Below are 23,504 nucleotides of genomic sequence, written 5' to 3' on the forward strand. Positions count from 1 at the left end.
TGGTTATGCCGATACGCTGGCGTTTCGCCGATACACTTCGACTATATTGCCCGTAGTGAATGATTCCTACGCGCGAGGTGGCGTCATGAAGCTCGACTTGCGAGTGGCCGGGATTTCGATATTGTGCTTGGCCCTTTGCGGGATGCAAGCACCACTCGCCAGAGCCGACGGCCCGATCATGGAGGGCGTCTACGCCTACCAGGAAGAGGACGGCAGCGCCGCTACGTGGACGATCAACACCACCTGCGCGCCGGACTGCGTCGCAAACGTCACAACCTCACCGGGACATGGTTTCGCCGCACCCGTGATCAACGGCCGTCCCACCGTTACTCGAGTCGTCCCAGACGGCGTGAGTTGCCCGACCTACCAGCTCGGCGTGGACATCCTCGGCGGCGGCGACTGGCCCGTCACCGTGCGCCAATCATGGGACCCGCGCCGGCTCGTCGGCCAAGTCGACTTCCTCAACACTCCCGCGCCGTGTGGAATAGCTGATCCACACCAGAGCTTCACTCTCACAAAAATCGGCTGACGACAGACCCGGCCTCGGCTGCGCCAAGAATTCTCCAAGCGCTCACCCGCAAGCTTCTCCCTAACACCCGCTCAAGGCGGTGGAAATCGCACAGGGAGAAGGAGAGCGCCATGTCGAACCGATCGCACCGCCACCTGCGGCCCGTCCGGGACATCACCGCTCCGTCGCTGCAATACCGCACCATCCACGGCCACCGCCGCGCCTTCCGGATCGCCGGCTCCGGCCCGGTCGTCGTGCTGCTGCACGGTGTCGGCGACAGCTCCACCACGTGGGAACCCGTGCACGCCAAGCTCGCCCAGCGCTTCACCGTCATCGCCCCCGACCTGTTAGGCCACGGCGAGTCCGACAAGCCACGCGCCGACTACTCGCTGGCGTCGTTCGCCAACGGCCTGCGCGACCTCCTGACCGCACTAGACATCGAGCGCGTCACCCTGGTCGGGCATTCCCTGGGCGGCGGCATCGCCGCGCAGTTCGCCTACCAGTACCCACAATTCGTCGAGCGCGTCGTGCTGGTCAGCGCCGGCGGCGTGACCAAGGACGTCAGCGCCGCGCTGCGCGTTGCCGCCATGCCGATGGGAGCCGAGGCGCTCTCGGTCCTGCGCTTGCCCGGCGCTGTCCCAGCGCTGCAACTGGCCAGCCGCGCGATCGGAAACGTCGTGGGTTCAACAAGATTCACCCGTGACGTGTCGAGCCTGCCGCGCCTTATCAACGGCTTGCGCAAACCAGGCGCCGTGGAAGCCTTCGCCCGCACCCTGCGCGGGGTGGTCGACACCCGCGGCCAGTACGTCACGATGCTGGACCGCACCTACTTGATGCACGACCTTCCGGTACAGATCATCTGGGGCGAGGACGACCTGATCATCCCGGTGAGCCACGCCCGGCTGGCCCACCAGCAGATCCCCGGATCGCGGCTCGAGATCTTCGAGAAGTCCGGCCACATGCCCCACGGCGACCACCCGGACCGTTTCGTGCAAATCGTCGAGGAGTTCATCGACTCAACCGAGGCTTTCGACTCCGACCCCCAAGTCATCCGACAGGCACTCAAGACCGGCGAACGTCAATATGCCGACTACGAGCCGACCGACAGCGCGTCGGACTTGGCGTAGCCGCTGCATTTTCCCAACACAAGATGGAGGCACGCATCACAGTCATGTCAGCACACCGAATAGACGCAATCCGACTACGCCAAAGCCATATCGCGGGCAAACCCGCCGCGTATGATTCGCCGGTAAAACCGCAGATCGAGCTCGCTGGGCGATGCCCGATGTTTTGGCAGGGTACTGCCGAGGAGGGGACATAAAGCATGGGCATGCGAGACATGATCCGGGGCGAGTTCGTCGACATCATCGAATGGCTCGACGACACCAACACGACTCTGGCGTGGCGGTTCCCGCGCTACGACAACGAAATCAAGAACGGTGCGCAGCTAATTGTCCGCGAGGGCCAGCGCGCGATGTTCGTCTACCGGGGGCAGTTGGCCGATCAGTTCACTCCCGGCCACTATCGGCTGACGACCGAGAACATGCCGATTCTGGGCACTCTGCAGGGTTGGAAGTACGGTTTCAACAGCCCGTTCCGATCCGAAGTCTATTACGTCAACACCCGCCCCTATCCTGATTTGCGTTGGGGCACACCGCAACCGGTGACGGTACGCGACCCGGACTTCAAGATGGTGCAGGTGCGCGCCAACGGCACCACCGTGGTGCGGGTCACCGATCCGACCGTCTTCCTGCGCCAGGTGCTGGGCACCCAGAGCGTGGTCGACATGGACCAGATCACCGAGCTGATCCGTCGCAATATCGCGCTTGCGTTCAACGACATGGTGATGGGCAGCGGTCTGGGCGCCATCGACCTGCAGGGCCGCCAGGTGGAATTGTCGGACAAGCTGCGTGAGTTCGTCGCGCAGCGAGTCCAAGCCTTCGGCCTCGGCATCGATGCCGTCACCATGACCATCTCGTTGCCGGAGGAGATTCAGCAGGCGATGACCCGCGGTGTGGCGCGGGGGCTCGAGGAGAGCAGCTTCCTGAACAACGTCGGCGACCTCGACCGCTACGCGCAGGCTCGCCGCGCCGATGCGATGTTGGCCGCCGCGCAAAACGAGGGCGGGGGCGCTGCCGGAGCAGCGATCCAGGCCGGACTTGGGGTCGCGCTGGGCAGCCAGATGGCCGGTGCGGCCCAGGGCGGCTACGCCCAACCGCAACAACCACAACACTTCATGGGGCAGGGAGGCCCCGCGCAGGCGGCGCCGCCACCCTTGCCGACACAGCAACAGTTCCACTTCGAGCAGGCCGGCCAGCCGGCCGGCCCCTACCCGCTGAGCGCGCTGCAGCCATTCGTCGCTAGTGGTCAGCTCACCCGTGACACCGTGGTGTGGACCGAAGGCATGGCCGGCTGGGCGCCAGCCGCGACGGTCCCGGCGCTTGCACACCTGTTCAGCGCGCCGCCGCCGCTGCCCGGCACGCCTCCGCCGCTTCCGCAGCAATGAACTACCCACCAGGCGACTCCAGTCGCTACCAGGGTCCACCGCCGCCGCAACCGCCTCCGCTGCCGCGTCCACAGACCGGACCGCCGCCGCTGCCGCGGCCGCAGGCGGGTCCCCCTCCTCTGGCACCGACCGGCCCGCCTCCGCTGCCGCGTCCACAGACCGGACCGCCACCGCTGCCCCGGCCACCTGCCGGCCCGCCGCCTATGCCGCGTCCGACCGGCCCCCCACCCCCGCCGCGCGTCCACGCGTTCGCAGGACAGGCGGCCGGTCCGGCGATGTTCCACCAGACTGAGCGCACGCGCACCTACCCCTGCGCAGCGTGTGGCGGCCAGCTCAACTTCGATATCGCCAGCCAGAAGTTGAGATGCCCGAGCTGCGGCAACTATTCGGAGATCACCGCGCCCAACACGCCGGTCCGATCACGCGAATTGCGTACCGCGATGCAGCAACTCAGGGAGATGCAGCAGCGTCAACAAGGACCCAACGTCTCCGGCATGCGCGAGGTCGCCTGCCAAAACTGCGGTGGCACAACAGAGTTTGCGGGCAGCTTAACGGCAACGAAATGTCCGTACTGTGCGACGCCGATTCAGCGCGACGACGTGCACAACGCACCCGCCCGGCTGCCGGTGGATGGACTGCTCCCGTTCCGCATTGACGAAAAGCAGGCCCGCCAGCTCATCGAAAAATGGGTCACCAAACGTTGGTTCGCACCAAACGACTTCAAGAAGTATCGGGAAATCGGCGCCTTTTCCAGCCTCTACACCGCATATTTCAGCTACGACGCTGACACGGACACGCAATACGAGGGCGAACGCGGAGAAGATCACCGGGTTCGAGTCGGCACCGACGACGACGGCAACGCGATCTACGAAACCCGGACGAACTGGTACCGGGTCTCCGGACAGGTCCACAACAACTTCGTCGACCTGCCCGTCCTGGCCAACGACAGCGAGAACCTCAACCGCAAGCGAATCAAATCCCTGGAGCCGTGGCCGATCGAACAAGCCAGGGCGTTCTCGCCGGAGTACGTCGCCGGCCATCTGTGCCGTACCTACGACAAGGACGCCGAACAGGCGCTACCTGAGGCAAAGCAGGAGATGGAGAACGCCGTGGAACGCACCGTGCGCTCCGACATCGGCGGCGACCGCCAACGGATTCATGGACTCCGCACAACGTGGAATTACCTGGGATTCAAGCACATTCTGCTCCCGTTGTGGTTGTTGACGATCATGTACAGCGACAAGCCGTTTCAGGTGTGCATCAATGGGCTCACCGGCGAAGTGGCCGGCGACCGACCGTGGAGCAAGGTCAAGCTGGCGATCGCGATCACCATCGCGGTCCTGGTGGCGATATTGGTGATCGCGATCTTCGTCTATCTGCGTTCCCACGGCCATCATTCGGGCTCGTCACACCACACCAGGCAGCGGAGGTAGCCGATGGAAATCGCCCTGCTGGTGATTGCGGCGCTCATCGTCGCCGTCGTGGGTGCGACGGTCGCCGTCGTGGCCATCGTCAATCACAACCAACAACGAGCCATCACCCGGGACAATCAGCTGATCCCCGGCCGACCGACCGCCGCCCCCCGGGCCTGGGCCCGATCACACGACCCCGAGGCGCGCCTGCACCGCCGCCTGCGAGACGCGATGACCGCCCTGCACGCGGCAAATGCGTTCGACACCGGCTCCACGGTGGTGCTGCGCGCCGACCTGGAACAGACGGCGCTCACCGTCGACAACCAGCTCATCACAGTCGCCCAGCTCACGCCGGCCCAACGAGACGAGTTGCTGCAATCGATCACCCGCACCGTCGAAACCATCGAGGCCGCGGTCGGGCGCTACGCGACGGCGGCGACAAAGCCCGATACCGCCGCCCTCGAAGCAGATCTTGCTGCCGTGCAAAACCAGCTCGACGTCACCGTGCAACTGCAGCAGCCGCCGCCGAACCAAAACCCGCAATACGAGTAACCAGGGCTGCGCTGTGTCCCCCGGGACCTGCGCCGCGACAAGAATCCTTCAAGAATCCGTGCAGGATCCAACAAGCCCACTGCGTGATCGTGATTGTCACAAGCCACGAGATGCGGAAGGGCGATCACCATGAGGATGTTCTGCTTCCACCACGCCGGCGGCGGCGGGTTGGCATTCAAAGCATGGGTCAAGGCACTGCAGCCCACCGTCGAGGTGGTTCCGGTCGAGATCCCCAACCGCGAACGCTTCGCCACCATGCGCGACCTGGTCGACGAGGTGATCGCACAACTGGGCTCCCTGCTCGACGATCCGCACATGTTCTTCGGCCACAGCTTCGGCGCCCTGCTGGCATACCGCCTGGCATGTGTGCGCGCCGCGGCCGGCGCCGAGCAGCCACGGGCGGTGTTCCTCTCGGCTTACGCACCACCCCACCTTCAGCTGCCCTTGCACGTGGTGGACCAGCTCGACAACAAGCAGCTCGCGGAATTTCTCGCCGAGATGGGTTTGATGCCTGCCGAACTGACCCGCTGGCCGTCCCTGCACGCGCAGGCACTCACGATCACCCGACACGACCTCAAGCTGCTGATGACCGACGTGGAGAGCGACACCCCCGAGCTGTCCTGCCCGATCCACGTCTTCGGTGGCAGCGAGGACCCGATCGTCAAGGAATCGGAACTGCGCGAATGGCGGTCCCGGACCCGCGCCGACTTCTCGCTGCAGATGCTGCGCGGCGGTCACTTCTACCTCCGCGACCGCAAGCCGTTGTTCGAGTCGCTGCGACCGCTGATGTCGACGCTTGCGGCCGCGTAACGCGGCGCGTGCCGCCTTTGCGAGACTGGGCCGATGCACAGTGCCGGCCAACCTGGACTTCGACGATACGAAGTCACCGCTACAACAATGACGCGGAAGTGGCTCATCGCGGCGGCAGCGTTGCTGTTGCTCGGCGTTTGCACACCGGCGACGGCCGCGGCCGCCCCCGGAGATGACCAGCGACTCAGCCCCTTCGACCTGTCCTACCCCACGGTGAGCCGGCTCGACCCCGCACTATTGGACGCGCTGCAGCGCGCTACCCGGGCCGCCGCTGCCCAGGGCATCACGGTCGGGCTCAACTCCGGCTGGCGCTCACCGGAGTATCAGCAGCAGCTGTTCGACGACGCCGTCGCCACCTACGGCAGCGCCGCGATCGCCAGTCAGTACGTCGCCTCACCCCAGACCTCCAAGCACGTGCTCGGCAAGGCCGTCGATGTCGGGCCCGCCGCGGCCGACAACTGGCTCATCGGCAACGGCCCGGCCTTGGGGTTATGCCAGATCTATGCCAACGAGATCTGGCATTTCGAGCTGGCCTCCGACTACGGCGGCGTCTGCCCGCCGCTGCGGCCCAACGCCGCCGGTTGAACCTCAAAACCCCTCCTGGGACAGCCAGCCGTCGATCCGTTCGGCCACCGACTGCCATCCGGACTCCAGCATCATGTCGTGTCCCATATTCTCGAAGAACTCCGGTTTGACGCCGAAAACATCTGCTGTGTAGACGATTTCGTGGGGCACGATCATGGTGTCGAGTTCGGCGCCGAGGACCAAGGCGGGCACCTGGTTGACCCGTTTGGGCTTGACCAGTTTCAGAACGAGCATGTCCAGGAAGGCGCGGTAAGCCTCGTCGTCAACCCGTTGCCAGCAGGCCTCCACGTCCGCCTGCGGCGTCGACGCACAGAAGAACAAGTCCCGCACCTGTTCAGGGGTGGCGACCATGGGAGCCAGCGACATCCGCGTATTGCTCTTGACAAACTGCCACGGGTAGCGACGCGCGACATCGAGCGTCAGTCTCAACACACCGCGCGGTGGAACCGGCGCCAATAGGGCGGCCCCGGCCGCGCCGTGGCGCTCCAGGTACTTCTGCACGATGAAGCCACCCATGGAGTGACCGACCAAAACCGGCGGCGCCGACAGTTGCCCGGCTACCTCCGCGACATCGTCGACATAATCTAGAATCCCCAAGCGGCGCATATGATCTCGGCCGGGGCTTGCCCCATGGCCACGCACGCTTGGCGCGTAGCACGCGTACCCGCGGTCGGCGAAGAAACCGAGGAAATGCTCGTCCCAGCACCAGGCTCCGTGCCACGAGCCATGCACGAACAGCAGCGGGGTCCGATGACGCTCGGTGGCCGACCCCTTGGCAATGACTTCGAGCACGGGGGAACTCCTCTGCTCCCCCGAAGTCTGCTGGCCCCGAGGCGAACCATAACGTGCCAACGCCGCTTGCGCACCAACATCGCCGGCGGTACGCATGAATAGGCGTCCACCCGGGAGAGGTAGCCCAGCATGCAGATCAAGCGCAGCGTCGCGCTCGCCGAGCGCACCGAAGAAGAGTGCCAACGCGACACCTTCCCCGCCGACTTCCCCAACCCGATCGACGTCCCCGCGGCGCGCTACACCGACCCCGAGTTCCTCGCGCTGGAGCGCGAGTACGTACTAGAACGGAGCTGGCTGTTCGTCGCGCACAGCCGTCAGCTGCCAGAGCCGGGCGACTTCTTGATGCTCGACGCCCTGGACAAGCTGGGCCACCCAATCTTCCTGGTACGCGGTCGCGACGGTGTCATTCGCGCCTTCTACAACTCTTGTCGCCACCGCGGCGGACCGCTCGTCGACCAGCCCAGCGGATCCACCGGGCGCACCCTGGTGTGCAAATACCACGCCTGGAGCTACGACCTGACCGGAAAGCTGCTGGGCTTCCCGGAAGCCAAGAACTTTCCCCGCGGCGCTAAGACCACTTGCCCACCCCTGCCCCAAGTCGACTGTGACACTTGGGGTTCCCTGGTATTCGTCAAACTGCATCCCGGCGGCCCCGGGCTGCGCGAGTACCTCGAGCCGGTGGCCACCGAGCTGGACGGGCTGCTTGGCGAGCACGCATCCGAGGTCCACCTCGTCGACCGCAAGGAACTCGACGTGGCCTGTAACTGGAAACTGCCGGGCGACGGCAACATCGAGACTTACCACGTGCCGTTCGTGCATCGCGACTCCGCGGCGCTACTGCTCGACGAAACCCGCACCGGCCAGTGGCTGCTGCCAAATGGGCACTCCCGTATGCTGATTCGGTTCCGTCAACCATGGCCAGCGGATTTTCCGATACCACACTTCAGCGGTGACACCTCGGTGGCAGAACTCGGCATCTACTCGTTTCATGTCTTCCCGAACCTGAGCATCGTCCTGGGCGGTCCTGCAACGGCCTTCTTGATCACCGCGCTGCCCGACGGCACCGACAGCTGCCACTTCGTCACCCACTTCCTGTCACCGGTCGCCCGGTCCGAGCAGACCGCGGGTTTGATCGACGCGATGACCGCCAACAACTGGGCCGTCCTGCTCGAGGACTTGGGCTGCATGACCGCGGCGCAGAAGTCGATGCGCTGCGGTGCAGCCGATCTGCTCCGGCTGCAATACCAGGAACGGCGGATCCGCTACGTCCACGAACAGATCGATCGGTGCATCGGCGTCGAACGGATACCCGAAAAGCTATGTACACCAGCGCTTCTCGACCGATACGTGGAGCAGCGATGAGCATCGAGCCGTTTGTGGCGCTGATGCGGCGCCATTGCATCGACTACACCAACAGCCACGACCAGTCGGTATGCGACGAGATCATGCATCCGGACTACGTCGTGCACATCAACGGTTTTGACCTCCCGCGTGACGCCGCCTACAAGCCGGCCGTCAAGCTGGTGTTCGACCGCTTCCCCGGCCTGGGACTGGTGGTGCACGAATTCGTCACCAATGGCGACCGACTCGCGATGCGATTCTCCGAACACGGCGCGTGCCCGAGCGCGCAGGGACACTATGCCGCGTGGAGCGGGATCGGTGTATACCGCTGGGATGGAAAGCAATTGATGGAGAACTACGTCGAACAGGATTTCCTGACCCAGGAGACTCAACTTGCCAGCGGCCAGCCCGCGCCGCTGGAGCCGCCCCACCTCGATCCGTGGCTGGGGACCCGGTCGGCGCCCCACAACCCGGAGACCGAACGTGTCGCCCGCGATTGGCTGGCCAAGGGTGACCTGCGCGACGCAGGCGACGTCGTCATCGACGGGTCCTGGTACGAGCCACTGCACCCGTCGCCCATCGACGTCGCCGACGTCACCGTCAACGACCTGTTCACCGCCGGTGACCGGGTTGCCTTCCACGTCACCCAGACCGGCACGTACCGTGGCGGGCTGGTGGGTGCCCCGGCCGAGGCGCAAGGCCGCGAGACCACGCTGCGATGCGCCGGCCTCGCCCGGGTGCGCGACGGAGCAGTGACCGAGGCACGGGTGGTGACCGATCGGCTGGGTGCGCGGACCTTGCTGCTGAAGCCGTAGCAGGGTCTCGATTACGCCAAGAATTTATCAAGAATCCAAAAAGTGCCGGTGCCGAATATTGGTTCAACGCAATCCAGCGTCCACCACCACCAGCACAAATGGAGTTATGAAATGTTCACTCGCCGCTTCACCGCTTCCCTGGCCGGCACCACCCTGACGGCCGCCACCCTCGGTCTGGCCGCCCTTGGCTTCGCCGGCGCCGCCAGCGCAAACTCGGTCGACGACGCGTTCCTGGCCCAGATCCAGGCCGACGGCATCACCCCGCCGAGCGCCGCCCGCGCCATCAGCGAAGCCCAGACCGTCTGCAGCGAGCTCAACGCCGGCAAGACCAGCAAGCAGGTCATCAGCGGGGTTGCCACCCGGACCGGCCTGAGCAACAACAGCGCCAACACGTTCGCCGTCGACGCCGCCAAGGCCTACTGCCCGCAGTACGTCAGGACCAGCAACGCCTGATAGCGACTGCCTGCTTTCGACCGAAAAATGCGGGGATCCATCCGGATCCCCGCATTTGCGCGCACAACGCCCATCATCGCCGAAATGCGGCAACCGGCATTTCGACGCTGCCCTGGCACGGACCGCTGGCGATATCGGTATGCCAGGTGCCGCGCATAGACCCATCCGGCTGCGGCGTGTAGAACGCCCACGACTTCGCGGGTGCCCACACCTTCGAAACCCCCTCCCCCATGTAGCAATCCCATTGGAAGTCGAATCGCTCGACCCACCTGTTGCCGTCCCAGGCGTAGTGCGACGGCACCGCGATGGTTGGGTTGGCGGGCTTGGGCCCGTTGTTGGCGGTGGCGACACAAGAGCCGGCCGAGCACACGGTGGAGAAGACGTAGTCGGCGCTGAAGGTAGCTTCGGCCTGCGCGGCGGCCATGCTGGTACCGGTCTTGTCCGCTGCGTAACGCACCAGCGAGTACTTGCCGTTCCATGCCGGCGTCGCCGCCGATGCCGCCGGAGTACCGCACACCGCGATTCCGAGGGCAGCGAACAAGGCGAATACCGGACGCATCCGATATATGCTCACCCATCGATGACGCGACTAGGTTTCGCCGCGGACACGATCAAAGACGAGCTTCCCGCAGTAGCAACAGCCCGTACGCGGCGATCGACTGCGCATCGGTGATGACGCCGTCGCGGATCATCTCCTCGAGTTCCAGTCGCGAGAACCAGGCGCTGCGCATGTCCTGCTCCTCGTGCTCGCGCTCGACCGGCCCCGGCGTTATTCCGGTGGCCAAGAACACCCAGCCGCGCTGACTACTCATGCCCGGTGCGACGTCGAGCTGACCCAACAACTCGAAAGTGGCGGCGCGCAACCCGGTTTCCTCGCGCAATTCACGCTCCGCAAGAGCAACCGCTTCCAGGTCGGCCAGATCCGGCGCGGTGCCCTGGGGAAACTCCCAGCGGCGCGCACCGACGGGGTAGCGAAACTGTTCGACCAGCCGAAAACGCGCCCCGTCGTAGGCCATCACCAGCGCGTAGGTCGGCTTGTCCACCACCGCGTATACGCCGGGACTGCCGTCCGGCCGGCGGATGTCGTCCTCGCGCAACACCATCCACGGATTGCGGTAGACCTCACGGGACCCGATGGTTTCGATGAAAGGCACCTGCCCAGTATCACGACCGGATAACCTCGCACGCGTGCGCTGGACCCGTGACCAGCTCGCGTTGACCGCGATTCTGCTGCTTGCCGCGGCGTTGCGCCTGGTGGGGCTACCCGGACGCGGCGAGTGGGACGACGACCAAGGCATCGAGATGCTGACGATGCTGCGCTGGGTCCGCGACGGTCAGCTGCCGCTCCTCGGGCCGCTGAGCTCAGCGCCGACCGTTCACCACGGCGCGTGGTTCTACTGGATTCTGGCGCCAGGCGCCTTCGCGACCGATGCGCACCCGGTGGCGGCCGTGGCAACACTCGCCGTCATCGGCGTCGCGGGCGTCGCCGCGGCCTGGTGGCTGGGCCGCACGGTCGCCGGCCCCCTCGCGGGACACCTCACCGCGCTGCTGATGTCCATCAGCCCGACGTCGATCAGCTCGTCCACCTTCGTCTGGAACGCCAACATCGTCGTCCCGGGAGCTGCGCTGGCCTGCGCCGCCGCCTGGCATGCGTGGCACACCCGGCGGGCCCGCTGGTGGCTGCTTTCGGCCCTGGGTGGTCTGCTGATGCTCAACGGTCATCTGCTGGCCGCCTTGGCAATCCCGCCGTTCGCGGTCTTGATTTCGGCCGACCTGCTGCGCCGGACACGCCCCGAACGCCCCCGGATGCTGGCGCCGCTGGCCATCGCGGTGGTGATTATCGTGGTCGGGTTCCTACCGAACCTGATGTACGACCTGTCCCACGGCTTCGCACAGTCGCACGCGATCGCCGATTTTCTGGGGCAGCCGGACGACGGGCGCGGACCGGCGCTGCCCTCGCGGATTGTCGCCATTTCACGACGGGTGCTGGAATGGCCGGTGCCGGGCTGGCCGGGGGCCTTGATCACTGCGGCGGCGCTGGTGTTCCTCGCCGTCTTCGGGCAGGGCATCGCCCGTCTGTTCGGTTGGTGGGCGGCCGCGTCGACGGCGTGGGCAGCGCTAGCTCTTGCTGTGGTGGCTCCGGGCCTGGCGACCCCAGTCGCCGGCCTGCCCACCGACCAGTACCACACGTGGTTGGACCCGATCCTGTTCGCGGCCGTCGGAATTAGCGCAGCCCGACTATGGACCGCGCTGGTACCCAGGACCGCTGCCGTCGTTGCCATCGCCGCCTGCATCGCGTTGTCAGTCGCGTCGCTGCCGCCACTGAAGTCGCCGGACGGCGGATGGCCCCGCGCCTCCGACACCGCAACCCGGATACGTGCCGTCACCGGGACGCACCCCACGGCGGTGACCGGAGTCGCGAAAACGGGTGCAGCACTGGAATTTCCGCTGCGGCGCCAAGGCAGCCCGCGGGCCGATCCGTCGGCCGCCGAGTTCCTGGTGGTCACCTGCGATCCGCTGTTCTTCCGCGTGGCCGTGCTGCCGTGCGGTGGACAGGCCGAAGCGGCAACAGCCCGCGATATCGGCTTCCCGACCGCTCGACTGATGGACCGCTTCGCCGACGGTCCGCGGCGGGTGGTCAGCATTTTCGCAAACCACTGAACAGGTGCTTGAGCAAACTATTCGCGATATGGTTTCGTTACCTGAATCCAGCGGGGAGCTTTCGGCAGTATGGCAGTCCAACCACCACCGAAGCACAGTGTGCGGATGCGGCACCATGGCGCCCAGCAAACGTCGCTGGCGATAGCCATCGGGCTTGCAGTTACGTCGGTGTTATTTGGCCTGGCAAGCTGCTCATCCAAGAGCACTCCGGTGGTGCAGCGCGAAGTGGTGCTGCAATCCGCCACGTCGCGCGGTGCGTATCCGTGGACCACGGATCTCACTACGGTGGCGGTGCCTGTAGAAGGCGAGTCCACCGAGTCGGTGCCGGCCGCGGGCGGTGTCGCGAGCACTGTAGACGTATCTGGTACCCAGCCGGATCTGTACGGCGGGGTCACCGGCGTGCCGGCGATGGATCGGGACAAGTTGGTGACCGAACTGGATGCCAATCCGCCAATGGCTGCCGCCTGGCGCGGTGCCGCACAGGTTTCAGACGTCGACGGGTATGTCGGCTCGCTGACCCCGGTTGTCCTGATCCACGACACCGCAGTGACCGACTACTCCTACCAGGACGGCGCGGCGAGGCCGTTCCAGTCCGTGCTGCAGGCCGGTACCCCGGTGCTGGTCGACGACAAAGGCGTCCCACGGGTGCGGGGCACGTCGGGCAGCCCGCTCTCCGAGCCGGAGCGCGACATCGCACCCAAGTACAGCGGGAACGGATGGCGGACCTTCGACCAGTCATCGGTGGTAGCCGTGCAACCCGCCGCGCAACCGGCGACTCAGATGCAGCTGCTGGCGGTCACGCCGGTCGGTGCGGAGGCCGCGACCCCGTTCCAGCCCGATATCGCGGTGGGTCAGACGGTTCCCGTGCAGTCCACTCGCACGGCGCCGCCACCACCCGCCGGCCGGCTGCCGATAGGTCCGTTGCCGCCTCCGGTGCGGCCGCAGCCCACCGGGGCGCAGCGCGCTACGGGTGCGACGCCAGTCCCGACGGGCGCGACGGGCGTCCCGACCGGGCCTACCGGCCGGTCACGGCCTAGCGGCTCGCAACCTAGCGGCGTCCAACCGACCGGCGTCCAACCCACTGGGGTCCAACCCACTGGGGTGCAAGCCACCGGCGTCCAACCGACCGGAGTGCAACCGACCGGGGTGCAACCGACCGGAGTCCAACCGACCGGAGTCCAACCGACCGGAGTCCAACCCACCGGCGTCCAACCCACCGGGGTGCAACCCACCGGAGTCCAACCGACGGGCGTGCAGCCAACCGGCACGCCGAAACCGACCGGGGTTCCGCAGCCGACCGGCGTTCCGCAGCCGACCGCGCCGCCACCCACCGCAGCCCCGCAACCAACCGCAGCCCCGCAGCCAACCGCAGCGCCAAAGCCGACGGCGGCACCGCAGCCCACCGCCGCTCCCAAGCCAACCGCAGCGCCGCGGCCCACCGCCGGCGGCTGACTACAACGCGGCGACGACGTCGGCGGCGCGCCGCAACTGCGCGATGTCCGAGCTAGTCGGAATCAGTTGCACTTCGTCGGTGCCGGCGTCGGCGAACGCGCGCAGGACGTCCACCAATTCGTCCTCAGTTCCCGCCCATCCCGTCGTCGGCGCCATGGCGTCGACATACTCGGCCGGAATCCAGTTCATGTATCGCCGCAGATGGCGATGCACCTGCGTACGCGCCTCGTCGGGCGGACCGAACGCGAACCAGAACGAGGTCGCCAAGTGCGGCCTGGGCCTTCCCGCCTGCGCCCACGCCGATCGCGCCACGTCGAACAACTCGCTCTGCTTGGCGACATCGAGATCCAGCGTGGTCCCGGCGACTCCGTCGGCCCAGGTCGCCGCGCTGCGGACAGTCTTGGGACCGATGGTGCCGACGTGCAGCGGCGGACCGCCCGCCTGAACCGGCAGCGGACCCACCCGGCGCACCGAATCGGTGGTCTTTTCACCGGCCCAGACACGTTTCAGCACCGCCACCCGCTCAGCCATGCCGCGCATCGTCTGCGTCTGCAGATCGGCGCCCACCGCGTTGTAGTCCTCCTGCCGGCCGCCCACGCCGATACCGACCGTCAGGCGCCCACCGCTGAGCAGGTCGCCGGTCGCCAGGCCCTTCGCCAGCATCACCGGGTCGTGCAACTGCGGCACGATCACCGTCGTCACCAGCCGAACTCGGTCGGTCCACGCCGACAATGCGCCGAGCAGCGTCAGGCTGTCGGGATTGTCGAACGCGATGCGCTCACCCCAACACAACGACGAGAACGGGCCGGCGTCGATCGCACGGGCCCAATCCCTGAGTAGGGTGGCGTCGAGGTCGGGTTCCATTACCGGCATGGTCATACCTACGCGCACACAGCTGATTCTGGCAGCATGGGTCGGATGGCCTTAAGCAGCACGTCCATTGCGCATGTCCGGCTCACCGTCACCGACATCGAACGATCCCGGCAGTTCTACGAAAACGTATTCGGCTGGCCCGTACTGGTCGAGATACCCGAGAACGCCGACGAGGCGACCCGGAGCCGATTGAGCTTTCTGTTCGGTGGGGTCATCTACGACATGGGCGGCGCGTTGCTGGGCCTGCGGCCGGTGGCCGGCGACCGCTTCGACGAGGATCGCACCGGCCTGGATCACATCGCGTTCCGGCTCGGTAGCAAGGACGAAATAGATTCCGCTGCAGAGTATTTGGACGAGATCGGGATCGGCCACGAGCCGGTCAAGGACATTGGGCCGTCCTATATCCTGGAGTTCCGCGACCCCGACAACATCGCGCTGGAGCTCACTGCACCGAAGTAGGAAACATGGCAATCAGCTTTAACCACACCATCGTCGCGGCACGCGACAAGCGGACCTCGGCGGAGTTCCTGACCGAATTGTTCGGCCTGCCGGCTCCGGCGCCGTTCGGTCCATTCCTTGTGGTCACGCTGGAGCACGGCGCCAGCCTCGACTACGCCGACGTCGGCGAGGACGACGAGATCCGCCCGCAGCACTATGCCTTCCTGGTCTCCGAGCCGGAATTCGACGCCATCTACGGCAAGATCTCTGCGCGCGGCATGCCGCACTGGGCCGATCCTCGCGCGCAACGGCCCGGCGAGATCAATACCCGCGACGGCGGGCGCGGCGTGTACTTCCGTGACCCGGCCGGGCACGCGATGGAGATCCTCACCCGTCCCTACGGCTCAGGCGGATGACCTGGCCTCAGCCGTGCCGTTTGCTCTCCTGATCGCGGTAGTCGTCGGCCATTCTCGCGACGTGCTCGGGCAACTTGCCGGCGGCGACGTCGGCCAACGTCGTCTCCTCCAGCACCGAGCGCATGCTGGCCCGCAATGCCCGCCACACGTCGGTCAACGGCAGGGTCGGACCGGAATAGGGCAGATCACCCAGCCCGATGTCGCGGACGCTGGCCAACGGGCCGTCGATGCAACGCAATACGTCGGCGATGCTGATTTCGCTGCCGGCACGGGCGAGTTCGTAGCCGCCGTCGCGCCCGCGTTGACTTCGCACCAGTCGATCGGTGCGAAGGTTGGTCAGGATGTCGACCAGAAACTGCGACGGAATGCCCTGGGCTTGCGCCAGATCCTCGGTCTTGACCAGGGTTCCGCTGGGGACCGTGGCGAGTTGGACCATCGCCCGCACGGCGTATTCCGCTTTGGCCGACATCCGCATAATTCAGGATTGTCTCATCCGCCTGGGACCTGCCTTCGTGAGCGTAACGCCGGGGCGAGATACCGCGGCCCGAATCTCCAACCGGTCACATTCGCGCAGATCAGGACGGGAGCTGCAACATGTCGATCACGGCCTGCGCCTGGTCCTCGATGCTGTGATCGGCGAGCAGCCGCAGATCGGGGTTCTTCGGCCGCTGGTACGGGCTGTCGATACCGGTGAAATGGGTGATCTCCCCGGCCCGCGCCTTGGCGTACAAACCCTTGGGATCACGGCGTTCGCACTCCTGCAGCGGGGTATCGCAGAACACCTCGAAGAACTGGAATCCCGCGTCGGCGTGCACTTTCCGTGCCATCTCCCGATGCTCGGCCAGCGGGCTGATCGCCGGAACTAAGACAATCTGGCCAGAATCGGCCAGCAGCGTCGCCACGTGCGCCAGCCGGCGCAGGTTCTCGGCCCTGTCGGCCATCGAGAACCCCAGGTCTGCATTCAGCCCGTGCCGCAGGTTGTCACCGTCGAGAACGTATGCGGGAAAGCCTTTTTCGAGTAGCTTCTGCTCGACCAGCATGGCAACCGACGACTTTCCGGCTCCCGACAGACCGGTGAGCCACACCGTCCTACCGTGGATCGCGCGGTCGGAGGCGGTGACCAAAGACTTGTGCCGCACCGTGTTCGGGCTGGCTTTTTGCGCCGTGACGTCACGCAACACCATCCCGGCAGCCACCGTGCCGTTGGTATCGGGGTCGATCAGGATGAACGACCCGGTGCTGGCGTTGCGGGTGTACTCGTCGAGCAGCAGCGGCACCTGGCTGCGCAGCGAGATGCGGCCAAGTTCATTGAGCTTCAACGCCGTTGCCGTTTTGTCGCGGTGCAGGGTGTTGACGTCGAGCCGGTAGTCCAGCGCGGTCACCCGGGCACGGGTGGTCCGCGTGGTGTGTTTGATGACATAGTCGCGGCCGGGCTCGAGCGCCGCCGTGTCCGACATCCAGCAGACGGTCGCGTCGAATTCCTGCGAGATCCGGGGCTGGTTGTTGGTGCGGGCGATCATGTCGCCGCGGGAGATGTCGATGTCGTCGGCCAGGCTGATCGACACTGCCATCGGTGGAAAGGCTTCTGTTACAGGGCCGTTCGGTCCGTCAATCGCGGTGATCCTGGTGGTCTTGCCGACCGGCAGCACCACCACCTCGTCCTCGGGACGCATCACGCCGCTGGCCACCGTGCCCGCGTAACTGCGATGGTCCTGGTGCTCGCGGGTGTGCGGCCGGATGACGTACTGAACCGGGAACCGGACATCGACCAGGTTGCGGTCTCCGGCGATGTAAACCTCTTCGAGGTGCGACAGCAGCGCCGGCCCCTCGTACCACGGCGCCTGGTCGGACTTGGTCACCACGTTGTCGCCGTGCAGCGCCGACAACGGGACGGTGGCGACGTCCTGGACGTCCAGGCGTGCGGCGAAGGCGTGGAAGTCGTCTCGGATGGCCTCGAATTTCTCTTTGTCCCAACCGATCAGGTCCATCTTGTTGACCGCCAGCACGATGTGCTGAATACCCAGCAGCGACGCCAGGAAGGCGTGCCGGCGGGATTGTTCAAGCAGGCCGTGGCGCGCGTCGACGAGCACGATCACCAACTGGGCGGTGGAGGCGCCGGTAACCATGTTGCGGGTGTACTGGATGTGGCCGGGCGTGTCGGCAATGATGAATTTGCGCTTAGGAGTGGCGAAATAGCGGTAGGCGACGTCGATTGTGATGCCTTGCTCGCGTTCGGCGCGCAAGCCGTCGGTGACCAGGGCTAGGTCGGTGTATTCGTGACCGCGATCCTTGGAGGTCTGTTCGACGGCTGCCCACTGGTCCTCCATCACGGCCTTGGAGTCGTAGAGCAGTCGCCCGATCAGCGTCGACTTGCCGTCGTCGACCGAACCGGCGGTCGCCAGCCGCAACAGTGTCGTCATCAGAAGTACCCCTGCCGTTTGCGGTCTTCCATGCCAGCCTCGGAAATCCGGTCGTCGGCCCGGGTGGCGCCGCGCTCGGTGAGCCGGGACACCGCGGTTTCGGCGATGACCTCCGACACCGTGGCCGCCTTAGACTCCACGCACCCGGTGCAGGTGACGTCGCCCACGGTGCGGAACCGCACCGAGGCTTCTAACACTCGCTCGTCGGCCCGGGGCTGCAGGTGACGGTCCACCGCCAGCAGCATGCCGTCGCGTTCAAACACCTTGCGGCGGTGGGCGAAATAGATCGAGGGCAACTTGACCTTCTCGGCGCCGATGTAGGACCAGATGTCGAATTCGGTCCAGTTGGACAGCGGGAACACCCGGATATGTTCGCCCTTATGATGACGCCCGTTATAGAGGTTCCACAGCTCGGGCCGCTGCGCCTTGGGGTCCCACTGGCCGAACTCGTCGCGGAAGCTGAACACCCGCTCCTTTGCGCGTGCCTTCTCCTCGTCGCGCCGGGCGCCCCCGAATGCCGCGTCGAACTTGTTCTCCCGGATTGCGCGCAGCAGCGTCACCGTCTGCAACGGGTTGCGCGACGGGATGGTCTCCACGACGCGGCCGGCGTCGATGTCGTCCTGAACCGAGGCCACCACCAGACGCACCCCGGACTCGGCGACCAGCTCGTCCCGGGTAGCGATAACCTCGTCGAAATTGTGGCCGGTGTCGACGTGCATGACCGGGAAGGGCAGCCGCCCGGGCCGAAATGCCTTCAGCGCTAGGTGGAGCATCACGATGGAGTCCTTGCCGCCGGAAAACAGCAGGACGGGCCGTTCGAACTCGGCGGCGACCTCGCGGATGATGTGGATCGCTTCGGCTTCCAGCGAGCGCAGATGGCTCAGTTCGTACTGGCCGGCGGTGGGGCCGGCAGCCAGATCGGTCGTCATCGGCATCATTCCCGGTAATGTTGGTCGAATTGACCAAATTTATTTGTATTACCGGGTATCAAACCAGCCGGGTCAAAAGCTGTCAACAGCTGCCAAGGAGCCCGCGCATATAGCCGGGCTGCGCTTTCGCGCTGGGAATCGCGCGGTGCGGTGAGGTTCGCTGCGAGGAAAGGCCGCTAGGCGACCGTTAGAGGGTGACCTCTTCGAGTTTGCCGGTCGCGACATCGAAGACGAAGCCACGCAACGACACGTGCTTAGTGACGAACGGGCTGCTCTCGATGCGGCGCAAGGACTGCCGGACATCTTCGGCCACATCGGGGAACGCCTCGGCGGCCCACGGTGGCTTCACCCCGATTTCGTCCTGGATACCGCGCTTGAAATCGTCGTCGGTGAATGTGAGCATCCCGCAGTCGGTGTGGTGGATCAGGATGATCTCCCGTGTCCCGAGCAGCCGCTGACTAATGGCCAGCGATCGGATCGCGTCGTCGGTGGCCACGCCACCGGCGTTACGGATGACGTGCGACTCCCCCTCCTTGATACCCAGCACTCGGTAGACGTCGATTCGGGCGTCCATGCACGCCAGCACCGCGATGTGTTTGCTAGGCGGAAGCGGCAGTGGACCCTGGAAAGCGCTCGCGTACTGAGCGTTGTTGGCCAAATAGTCGTCGGTAACCGTCACGCAAGTCTCCCTCGGGTTTGCTACGCGAATCGCTGCCGCGCTGCATGGTAACAATCGGACGCCGGGAATTCACTAGTGCGACTCAGCCGGATCGGAAAGTCGGGAGCCGCCTCAGCCCCCCGGTCGTTACCCTGTCCCAATGCGACACGGTGGTAGGGCATGACGCGTTTCCTACTGCGCCGTGTACTCAACTACATTGTGCTGCTCGCGCTCGCGTCGTTCCTGACTTACTGCCTGGCGGCGACGGTGTTCTCCCCGCTGGAAGGCCTGATGCAGCGCAGTCCCCGCCCACCCCAGGCGGTCATCGACGCCAAGGCCCACGACCTCGGCTTGGATCGGCCCATTCCGATCCGCTACGCAAACTGGGTTTCACACGTCGTGCAGGGCGATTTCGGAAAGACGATCACCGGCCAACCCGTGGGTACAGAACTGGGACGCCGGGTCGGAGTCACCCTGCGGTTGGTGGTGATCGGCTCCGTGGTCGGCACGCTGCTGGGTGTGACGCTGGGGGCCTGGGGGGCCATTCGCCAGTACCGGCTCAGTGACCGCCTCGTCACCGTGTTCGCATTCCTGGTGATGAGCACGCCGTCGTTCGTCATCGCCTACCTGCTGATCATCGGCGCGCTGCGACTCAACTGGGCGCTGGGATATCAGTTATTCGACTACACCGGCGAGACGGCACCCGGAATCGAAAGTGGAACGTGGGCGGCCATGGTCGACCGGTTGAAGCACCTGGTGCTGCCCACCTTCACGCTGGCTTTGATGGCCGCCGCCGGGTACAGCCGGTTCCAGCGCAACGCGATGCTGGACATTCTCGGTCAGGACTTCATCCGCACCGCCCGCGCCAAAGGGCTGACGCGGCGACGCGCACTGGTCAAGCACGGTCTGCGCACGGCGCTAATACCCATGGCCACATTGTTCGCCTACAGCGTGGCCGGGCTTGTCGGCGGAGCCGTCTTCGTCGAAAGGATCTTCGGCTGGCACGGCATGGGCGAATGGGTGATTCGCGGGATCTCCACCCAGGACACCAACATCGTCGTCGCCATCACCCTGTTCTCGGGCACCGTCGTGTTGCTGGCCGGCCTGCTCTCCGACATCTTCTACGCCGCGCTCGACCCCAGGGTGCGGGTTTCATGACGGTCGACGCCACCCATAGCGCGGAATTCACCTCGCGCCGCACCTTGGTGCGGCGCCGGTTCCTGCGCAATCGACCCGCGGTCACGGCGCTGGCGATCCTGGTGCTGATGTTCGTCGGCTGCTACGCCTTGCCCCCGGTGCTGCCCTACTCGTATCAAGATCTGGATTTCAATGCGCTATTGCAGCCGCCGAATTCGCATCACTGGTGGGGCACCAACGCGTTGGGTCAGGACCTGCTCGCACAAACATTGCGCGGCATGCAGAAGTCGATGCTGATTGGCGCCTGCGTTGCGGTGATCTCCACCGGGATAGCCGCTACCGTCGGATCAATCGCCGGATACTTCGGTGGACTGCGAGACCGCGCGCTGATGTGGCTGGTCGACCTGATGCTGGTGGTGCCGTCCATTCTTCTGATCGCGATTGCGTCGATGAAAACCAGGAACTCGGCCAACATCGCCTCACTGATCGTGTTGCTGTCAGTGTTCGGTTGGATGGTCAGCTCCCGCATCGTGCGCGGCCTGACCAAAGGCCTGCGGGAACTCGAATTCATCCGCGCCGCAAGATATATGGGCGTATCCAGTCGCCGGATCATCACCAGGCACGTGCTACCCAACGTGGCCTCGATCCTCATCATCGACGCCACCATCAACGTCGGCTCCGCGATCATGGCCGAAACGGGGCTCAGCTTCCTCGGTTTCGGCGTCCAGCCCCCGGATGTGTCGCTGGGCACCCTGATCGCCGACGGCACCCAGTCGGCCACCACATTCCCGTGGGTCTTTCTATTCCCCGCCGGTGCACTGGTGTTGATTGTGCTGTGCACCAACCTGACCGGCGACGGACTGCGAGACGCATTTGATCCCGGCGCCAGAACTCTGCGGCGTGGTGGTGCATGAGCCCGCTTCTCGAGGTGACCGACCTGGCCGTCTCCTTCCCGACCGACGGCGCCCCGGTGCGGGCAGTGCGCGGCATCAGCTATCACGTCAACCCCGGTGAGGTGGTGGCGATGGTCGGCGAATCGGGCTCGGGCAAGTCGGCGGCGGCAATGGCGGTGGTGGGCCTGTTGCCGGAGTACGCGAAGGTAGACGGCTCTGTTCGGCTGCACGGCACCGAACTGCTGGGACTCGGCGACAACGCGATGTCGGCGTTTCGCGGCAAATCGATCGGCACGGTGTTCCAGGACCCGATGTCGGCGCTGACGCCGGTCTATACCGTCGGAGATCAGATCGCCGAGGCGATCCGGGTCCACCAACCCGGCGTTGGCAAGAAGGCCGCCGCGGCACGTGCAGCCGAACTCCTTGAGCTGGTGGGTATCTCACAACCGCAGCAGCGCGCCCGGGCATTTCCGCACGAGCTTTCCGGCGGCGAACGGCAGCGCGTGGTGATCGCGATAGCCATCGCCAATGACCCCGACCTGTTGATCTGCGACGAACCCACCACCGCTCTGGACGTGACCGTGCAGGCGCAGATCCTCGAAGTACTCAAGAAGGCCCGCGACGTCACCGGCGCCGGAGTGCTGATCATCACCCACGACCTCGGTGTGCTCGCCGAGTTCGCCGACCGTGCGCTGGTGATGTACGCGGGTCGGATCGTCGAATCGGCTACGGTGACCGATCTCTACCGTGATCGCCAGATGCCTTACACCATAGGCCTCTTGGGCTCTGTGCCGCGGCTCGACGCCCCCCAGGGCACCCGATTGGTCCCGATCCCCGGGGCACCCCCCTCGCTGGTCGACCTGGAACCAGGGTGCCCCTTCGCGCCACGCTGCCCCCTGGTCATCGACGAATGCCGCGACGCCGAGCCGGACTTGGTGGAGGTCGGACCCGATCACCGGGCCGCCTGCATTCGTACCGAGGCGGCCGCCGGGCGCAGCGCTGCCGACATCTACGGCGTCGAGACTGCGAGGGGTGAAGCGGAGCACGATGATTCGACCATCGTGGTGCGGGTCCGCGATCTGGTCAAGACGTATCCGCTGACCAAGGGTGTCTTGCTGCGCCGCGCCGTGGGCGAGGTGCGGGCGGTCGACGGCGTCAGCTTCGAACTACGACAAGGCCGTACCCTCGGCATAGTCGGTGAGTCCGGGTCGGGCAAGTCGACGACCCTGCAACAGATCATGGAACTGGCCGCGCCGCAATCGGGTTCGATCGAGGTGCTCGGCACCGATGTCGCCACCCTCACTACGGCCGGTCGCCGGTCGCTGCGCCACGACATCCAGATCGTGTTCCAGGATCCGGTGGCATCGCTGGACCCGCGGCTGCCGGTGTACGAACTGCTCGCCGAACCCTTGCAAGCCAACGGTTTCGACAAGCGCGACACCAACTCCAAGGTGGCCGAGTTGATGGACACCGTAGGTCTGCGCAGAGCCGACGCCGATCGCTACCCTGCCGAGTTCTCCGGCGGGCAGAAACAGCGCATCGGCATCGCCCGGGCGTTGGCCCTGCGGCCCAAGATCCTCGCTCTCGACGAGCCGGTGTCGGCACTCGACGTCTCGATTCAGGCCGGGATCATCAACCTGTTGCTGGACCTGCAGGATCAGTTCGGGCTGTCGTATCTGTTTGTTTCCCACGACCTTTCGGTGGTCAAGCACCTTGCTCACCAGGTGGTGGTGATGTTCCGCGGCGCCGTGGTCGAGCAGGGCGACAGCCAAGACGTGTTCGGCAACCCGCAACACGAATACACCCGGAGCCTGTTGAATGCAGTGCCACAGCCGGAGCGCCGAGATGACTAG

The 23,504-nt window shown here is 65.6% G+C and carries 25 protein-coding genes; 17 read left to right on the forward strand and 8 right to left on the reverse strand.

What is annotated here, in order from left to right; translation table 11 throughout:
• Positions 1 to 85 precede the first annotated feature (85 nt).
• The 7 genes from H0P51_RS20680 to H0P51_RS20710 all read left to right on the forward strand — a co-directional run bounded on the left by H0P51_RS20680 (position 86) and on the right by H0P51_RS20710 (position 6,373).
• Entirely contained in the window at positions 86 to 529 is a 444-nt protein-coding gene (locus H0P51_RS20680) for a hypothetical protein (RefSeq protein ID WP_180914748.1), read from the forward strand.
• A gap of 110 nt (positions 530 to 639) precedes the next feature.
• Positions 640 to 1,635 carry an alpha/beta fold hydrolase gene (locus H0P51_RS20685; RefSeq protein WP_180914749.1) on the forward strand — a complete coding sequence of 332 codons (996 nt, stop codon included), beginning with the start codon at positions 640 to 642 and terminating at the stop codon, positions 1,633 to 1,635.
• A 197-nt stretch (positions 1,636 to 1,832) separates the two neighbouring features.
• Positions 1,833 to 3,014 carry an SPFH domain-containing protein gene (locus H0P51_RS20690; protein ID WP_180914750.1) on the forward strand — a complete coding sequence of 394 codons (1,182 nt, stop codon included), beginning with the start codon at positions 1,833 to 1,835 and terminating at the stop codon, positions 3,012 to 3,014.
• A 275-nt stretch (positions 3,015 to 3,289) separates the two neighbouring features.
• Entirely contained in the window at positions 3,290 to 4,447 is a 1,158-nt protein-coding gene (locus tag H0P51_RS20695; RefSeq protein ID WP_180914751.1) for a TFIIB-type zinc ribbon-containing protein, read from the forward strand.
• Between the two features lie 3 nt (positions 4,448 to 4,450).
• Positions 4,451 to 4,978: a hypothetical protein gene (locus H0P51_RS20700; RefSeq protein ID WP_180914752.1), complete on the forward strand. Its 528-nt coding sequence runs from the start codon at positions 4,451 to 4,453 to the stop codon at positions 4,976 to 4,978.
• Positions 4,979 to 5,107: 129 nt separating this feature from the next.
• Positions 5,108 to 5,788, forward strand: coding sequence for a thioesterase II family protein (locus tag H0P51_RS20705; RefSeq protein ID WP_180914753.1), 681 nt, complete (start codon positions 5,108 to 5,110; stop codon positions 5,786 to 5,788).
• A gap of 87 nt (positions 5,789 to 5,875) precedes the next feature.
• Positions 5,876 to 6,373, forward strand: a complete 498-nt coding sequence (locus tag H0P51_RS20710; protein ID WP_246398113.1) for a M15 family metallopeptidase — start codon at positions 5,876 to 5,878, stop codon at positions 6,371 to 6,373.
• Between the two features lie 3 nt (positions 6,374 to 6,376).
• Here H0P51_RS20710 and H0P51_RS20715 read toward each other — a convergent pair whose 3' ends face one another.
• On the reverse strand, positions 6,377 to 7,165 hold the full coding sequence (locus H0P51_RS20715) for an alpha/beta hydrolase (RefSeq protein WP_180914755.1): 789 nt from the start codon (positions 7,163 to 7,165) through the stop codon (positions 6,377 to 6,379).
• A 129-nt stretch (positions 7,166 to 7,294) separates the two neighbouring features.
• On the opposite strand from H0P51_RS20715, the gene H0P51_RS20720 reads away from it, so the two are divergent.
• From H0P51_RS20720 to H0P51_RS20730, 3 genes are all read left to right on the forward strand, one after another.
• Complete coding sequence (locus H0P51_RS20720) at positions 7,295 to 8,527, forward strand: aromatic ring-hydroxylating oxygenase subunit alpha (RefSeq protein WP_180914756.1); 1,233 nt, start codon at positions 7,295 to 7,297, stop codon at positions 8,525 to 8,527.
• Entirely contained in the window at positions 8,524 to 9,321 is a 798-nt protein-coding gene (locus H0P51_RS20725) for an ester cyclase (RefSeq protein WP_180914757.1), read from the forward strand. The genes H0P51_RS20720 and H0P51_RS20725 overlap by 4 nt, the downstream gene beginning before the upstream one ends.
• Positions 9,322 to 9,432: 111 nt before the next feature.
• Entirely contained in the window at positions 9,433 to 9,774 is a 342-nt protein-coding gene (locus H0P51_RS20730; RefSeq protein WP_180914758.1) for a DUF732 domain-containing protein, read from the forward strand.
• Positions 9,775 to 9,847: 73 nt separating this feature from the next.
• Here H0P51_RS20730 and H0P51_RS20735 read toward each other — a convergent pair whose 3' ends face one another.
• Complete coding sequence (locus H0P51_RS20735; protein WP_180914759.1) at positions 9,848 to 10,333, reverse strand: Rv2253 family sensor-like surface protein; 486 nt, start codon at positions 10,331 to 10,333, stop codon at positions 9,848 to 9,850.
• A gap of 52 nt (positions 10,334 to 10,385) precedes the next feature.
• Positions 10,386 to 10,877, reverse strand: a complete 492-nt coding sequence (locus tag H0P51_RS20740; protein WP_246398886.1) for an NUDIX domain-containing protein — start codon at positions 10,875 to 10,877, stop codon at positions 10,386 to 10,388.
• An 85-nt stretch (positions 10,878 to 10,962) separates the two neighbouring features.
• Here H0P51_RS20740 and H0P51_RS20745 point away from each other — a divergent pair, with 85 nt between their 5' ends.
• Positions 10,963 to 12,435 (forward strand): glycosyltransferase family 39 protein, encoded by a 1,473-nt coding sequence (locus H0P51_RS20745; protein WP_246398114.1) that lies wholly within the window; start codon positions 10,963 to 10,965, stop codon positions 12,433 to 12,435.
• Between the two features lie 105 nt (positions 12,436 to 12,540).
• Positions 12,541 to 13,887: a DUF6777 domain-containing protein gene (locus H0P51_RS29015; RefSeq protein ID WP_180914762.1), complete on the forward strand. Its 1,347-nt coding sequence runs from the start codon at positions 12,541 to 12,543 to the stop codon at positions 13,885 to 13,887.
• Here the strand turns inward: H0P51_RS29015 and H0P51_RS20755 are convergent, their stop codons facing one another.
• Entirely contained in the window at positions 13,888 to 14,766 is an 879-nt protein-coding gene (locus H0P51_RS20755) for an LLM class flavin-dependent oxidoreductase (RefSeq protein WP_180919122.1), read from the reverse strand.
• A 39-nt stretch (positions 14,767 to 14,805) separates the two neighbouring features.
• Here H0P51_RS20755 and H0P51_RS20760 point away from each other — a divergent pair, with 39 nt between their 5' ends.
• The gene (locus H0P51_RS20760; RefSeq protein WP_180914763.1) at positions 14,806 to 15,219 is read left to right on the forward strand and encodes a VOC family protein; all 414 of its coding nucleotides are present in this window, start codon (positions 14,806 to 14,808) and stop codon (positions 15,217 to 15,219) included.
• Between the two features lie 5 nt (positions 15,220 to 15,224).
• Positions 15,225 to 15,614, forward strand: a complete 390-nt coding sequence (locus H0P51_RS20765) for a VOC family protein (RefSeq protein ID WP_180914764.1) — start codon at positions 15,225 to 15,227, stop codon at positions 15,612 to 15,614.
• 7 nt (positions 15,615 to 15,621) lie between these two features.
• Here H0P51_RS20765 and H0P51_RS20770 read toward each other — a convergent pair whose 3' ends face one another.
• The 4 genes from H0P51_RS20770 to H0P51_RS20785 all read right to left on the reverse strand — a co-directional run bounded on the left by H0P51_RS20770 (position 15,622) and on the right by H0P51_RS20785 (position 19,642).
• Positions 15,622 to 16,089 carry an Rrf2 family transcriptional regulator gene (locus H0P51_RS20770; protein ID WP_180914765.1) on the reverse strand — a complete coding sequence of 156 codons (468 nt, stop codon included), beginning with the start codon at positions 16,087 to 16,089 and terminating at the stop codon, positions 15,622 to 15,624.
• A gap of 100 nt (positions 16,090 to 16,189) precedes the next feature.
• On the reverse strand, positions 16,190 to 18,034 hold the full coding sequence (cysC, locus tag H0P51_RS20775; protein ID WP_180914766.1) for an adenylyl-sulfate kinase: 1,845 nt from the start codon (positions 18,032 to 18,034) through the stop codon (positions 16,190 to 16,192).
• Positions 18,034 to 18,963, reverse strand: a complete 930-nt coding sequence (gene cysD, locus H0P51_RS20780; protein ID WP_180914767.1) for a sulfate adenylyltransferase subunit CysD — start codon at positions 18,961 to 18,963, stop codon at positions 18,034 to 18,036. The genes cysC and cysD overlap by 1 nt, the downstream gene beginning before the upstream one ends.
• 187 nt (positions 18,964 to 19,150) lie before the next feature.
• Entirely contained in the window at positions 19,151 to 19,642 is a 492-nt protein-coding gene (locus tag H0P51_RS20785) for a beta-class carbonic anhydrase (protein WP_180914768.1), read from the reverse strand.
• 159 nt (positions 19,643 to 19,801) lie between these two features.
• Here H0P51_RS20785 and H0P51_RS20790 point away from each other — a divergent pair, with 159 nt between their 5' ends.
• Genes H0P51_RS20790 through H0P51_RS20800 form a run of 3 tightly spaced genes read left to right on the forward strand, consistent with a single transcriptional unit; the run spans position 19,802 to position 23,504 of the window.
• Positions 19,802 to 20,779, forward strand: a complete 978-nt coding sequence (locus H0P51_RS20790) for an ABC transporter permease (protein ID WP_180914769.1) — start codon at positions 19,802 to 19,804, stop codon at positions 20,777 to 20,779.
• A complete protein-coding gene (locus tag H0P51_RS20795; protein WP_180914770.1) occupies positions 20,776 to 21,672 on the forward strand; it encodes an ABC transporter permease in 897 nt (298 codons plus the stop codon). The genes H0P51_RS20790 and H0P51_RS20795 overlap by 4 nt, the downstream gene beginning before the upstream one ends.
• A complete protein-coding gene (locus tag H0P51_RS20800) occupies positions 21,669 to 23,504 on the forward strand; it encodes a dipeptide ABC transporter ATP-binding protein (protein WP_180914771.1) in 1,836 nt (611 codons plus the stop codon). The genes H0P51_RS20795 and H0P51_RS20800 overlap by 4 nt, the downstream gene beginning before the upstream one ends.

The sequence above is a fragment of the Mycobacterium vicinigordonae genome, assembly GCF_013466425.1.
In the GTDB taxonomy this organism is placed as follows: domain Bacteria; phylum Actinomycetota; class Actinomycetes; order Mycobacteriales; family Mycobacteriaceae; genus Mycobacterium; species Mycobacterium vicinigordonae.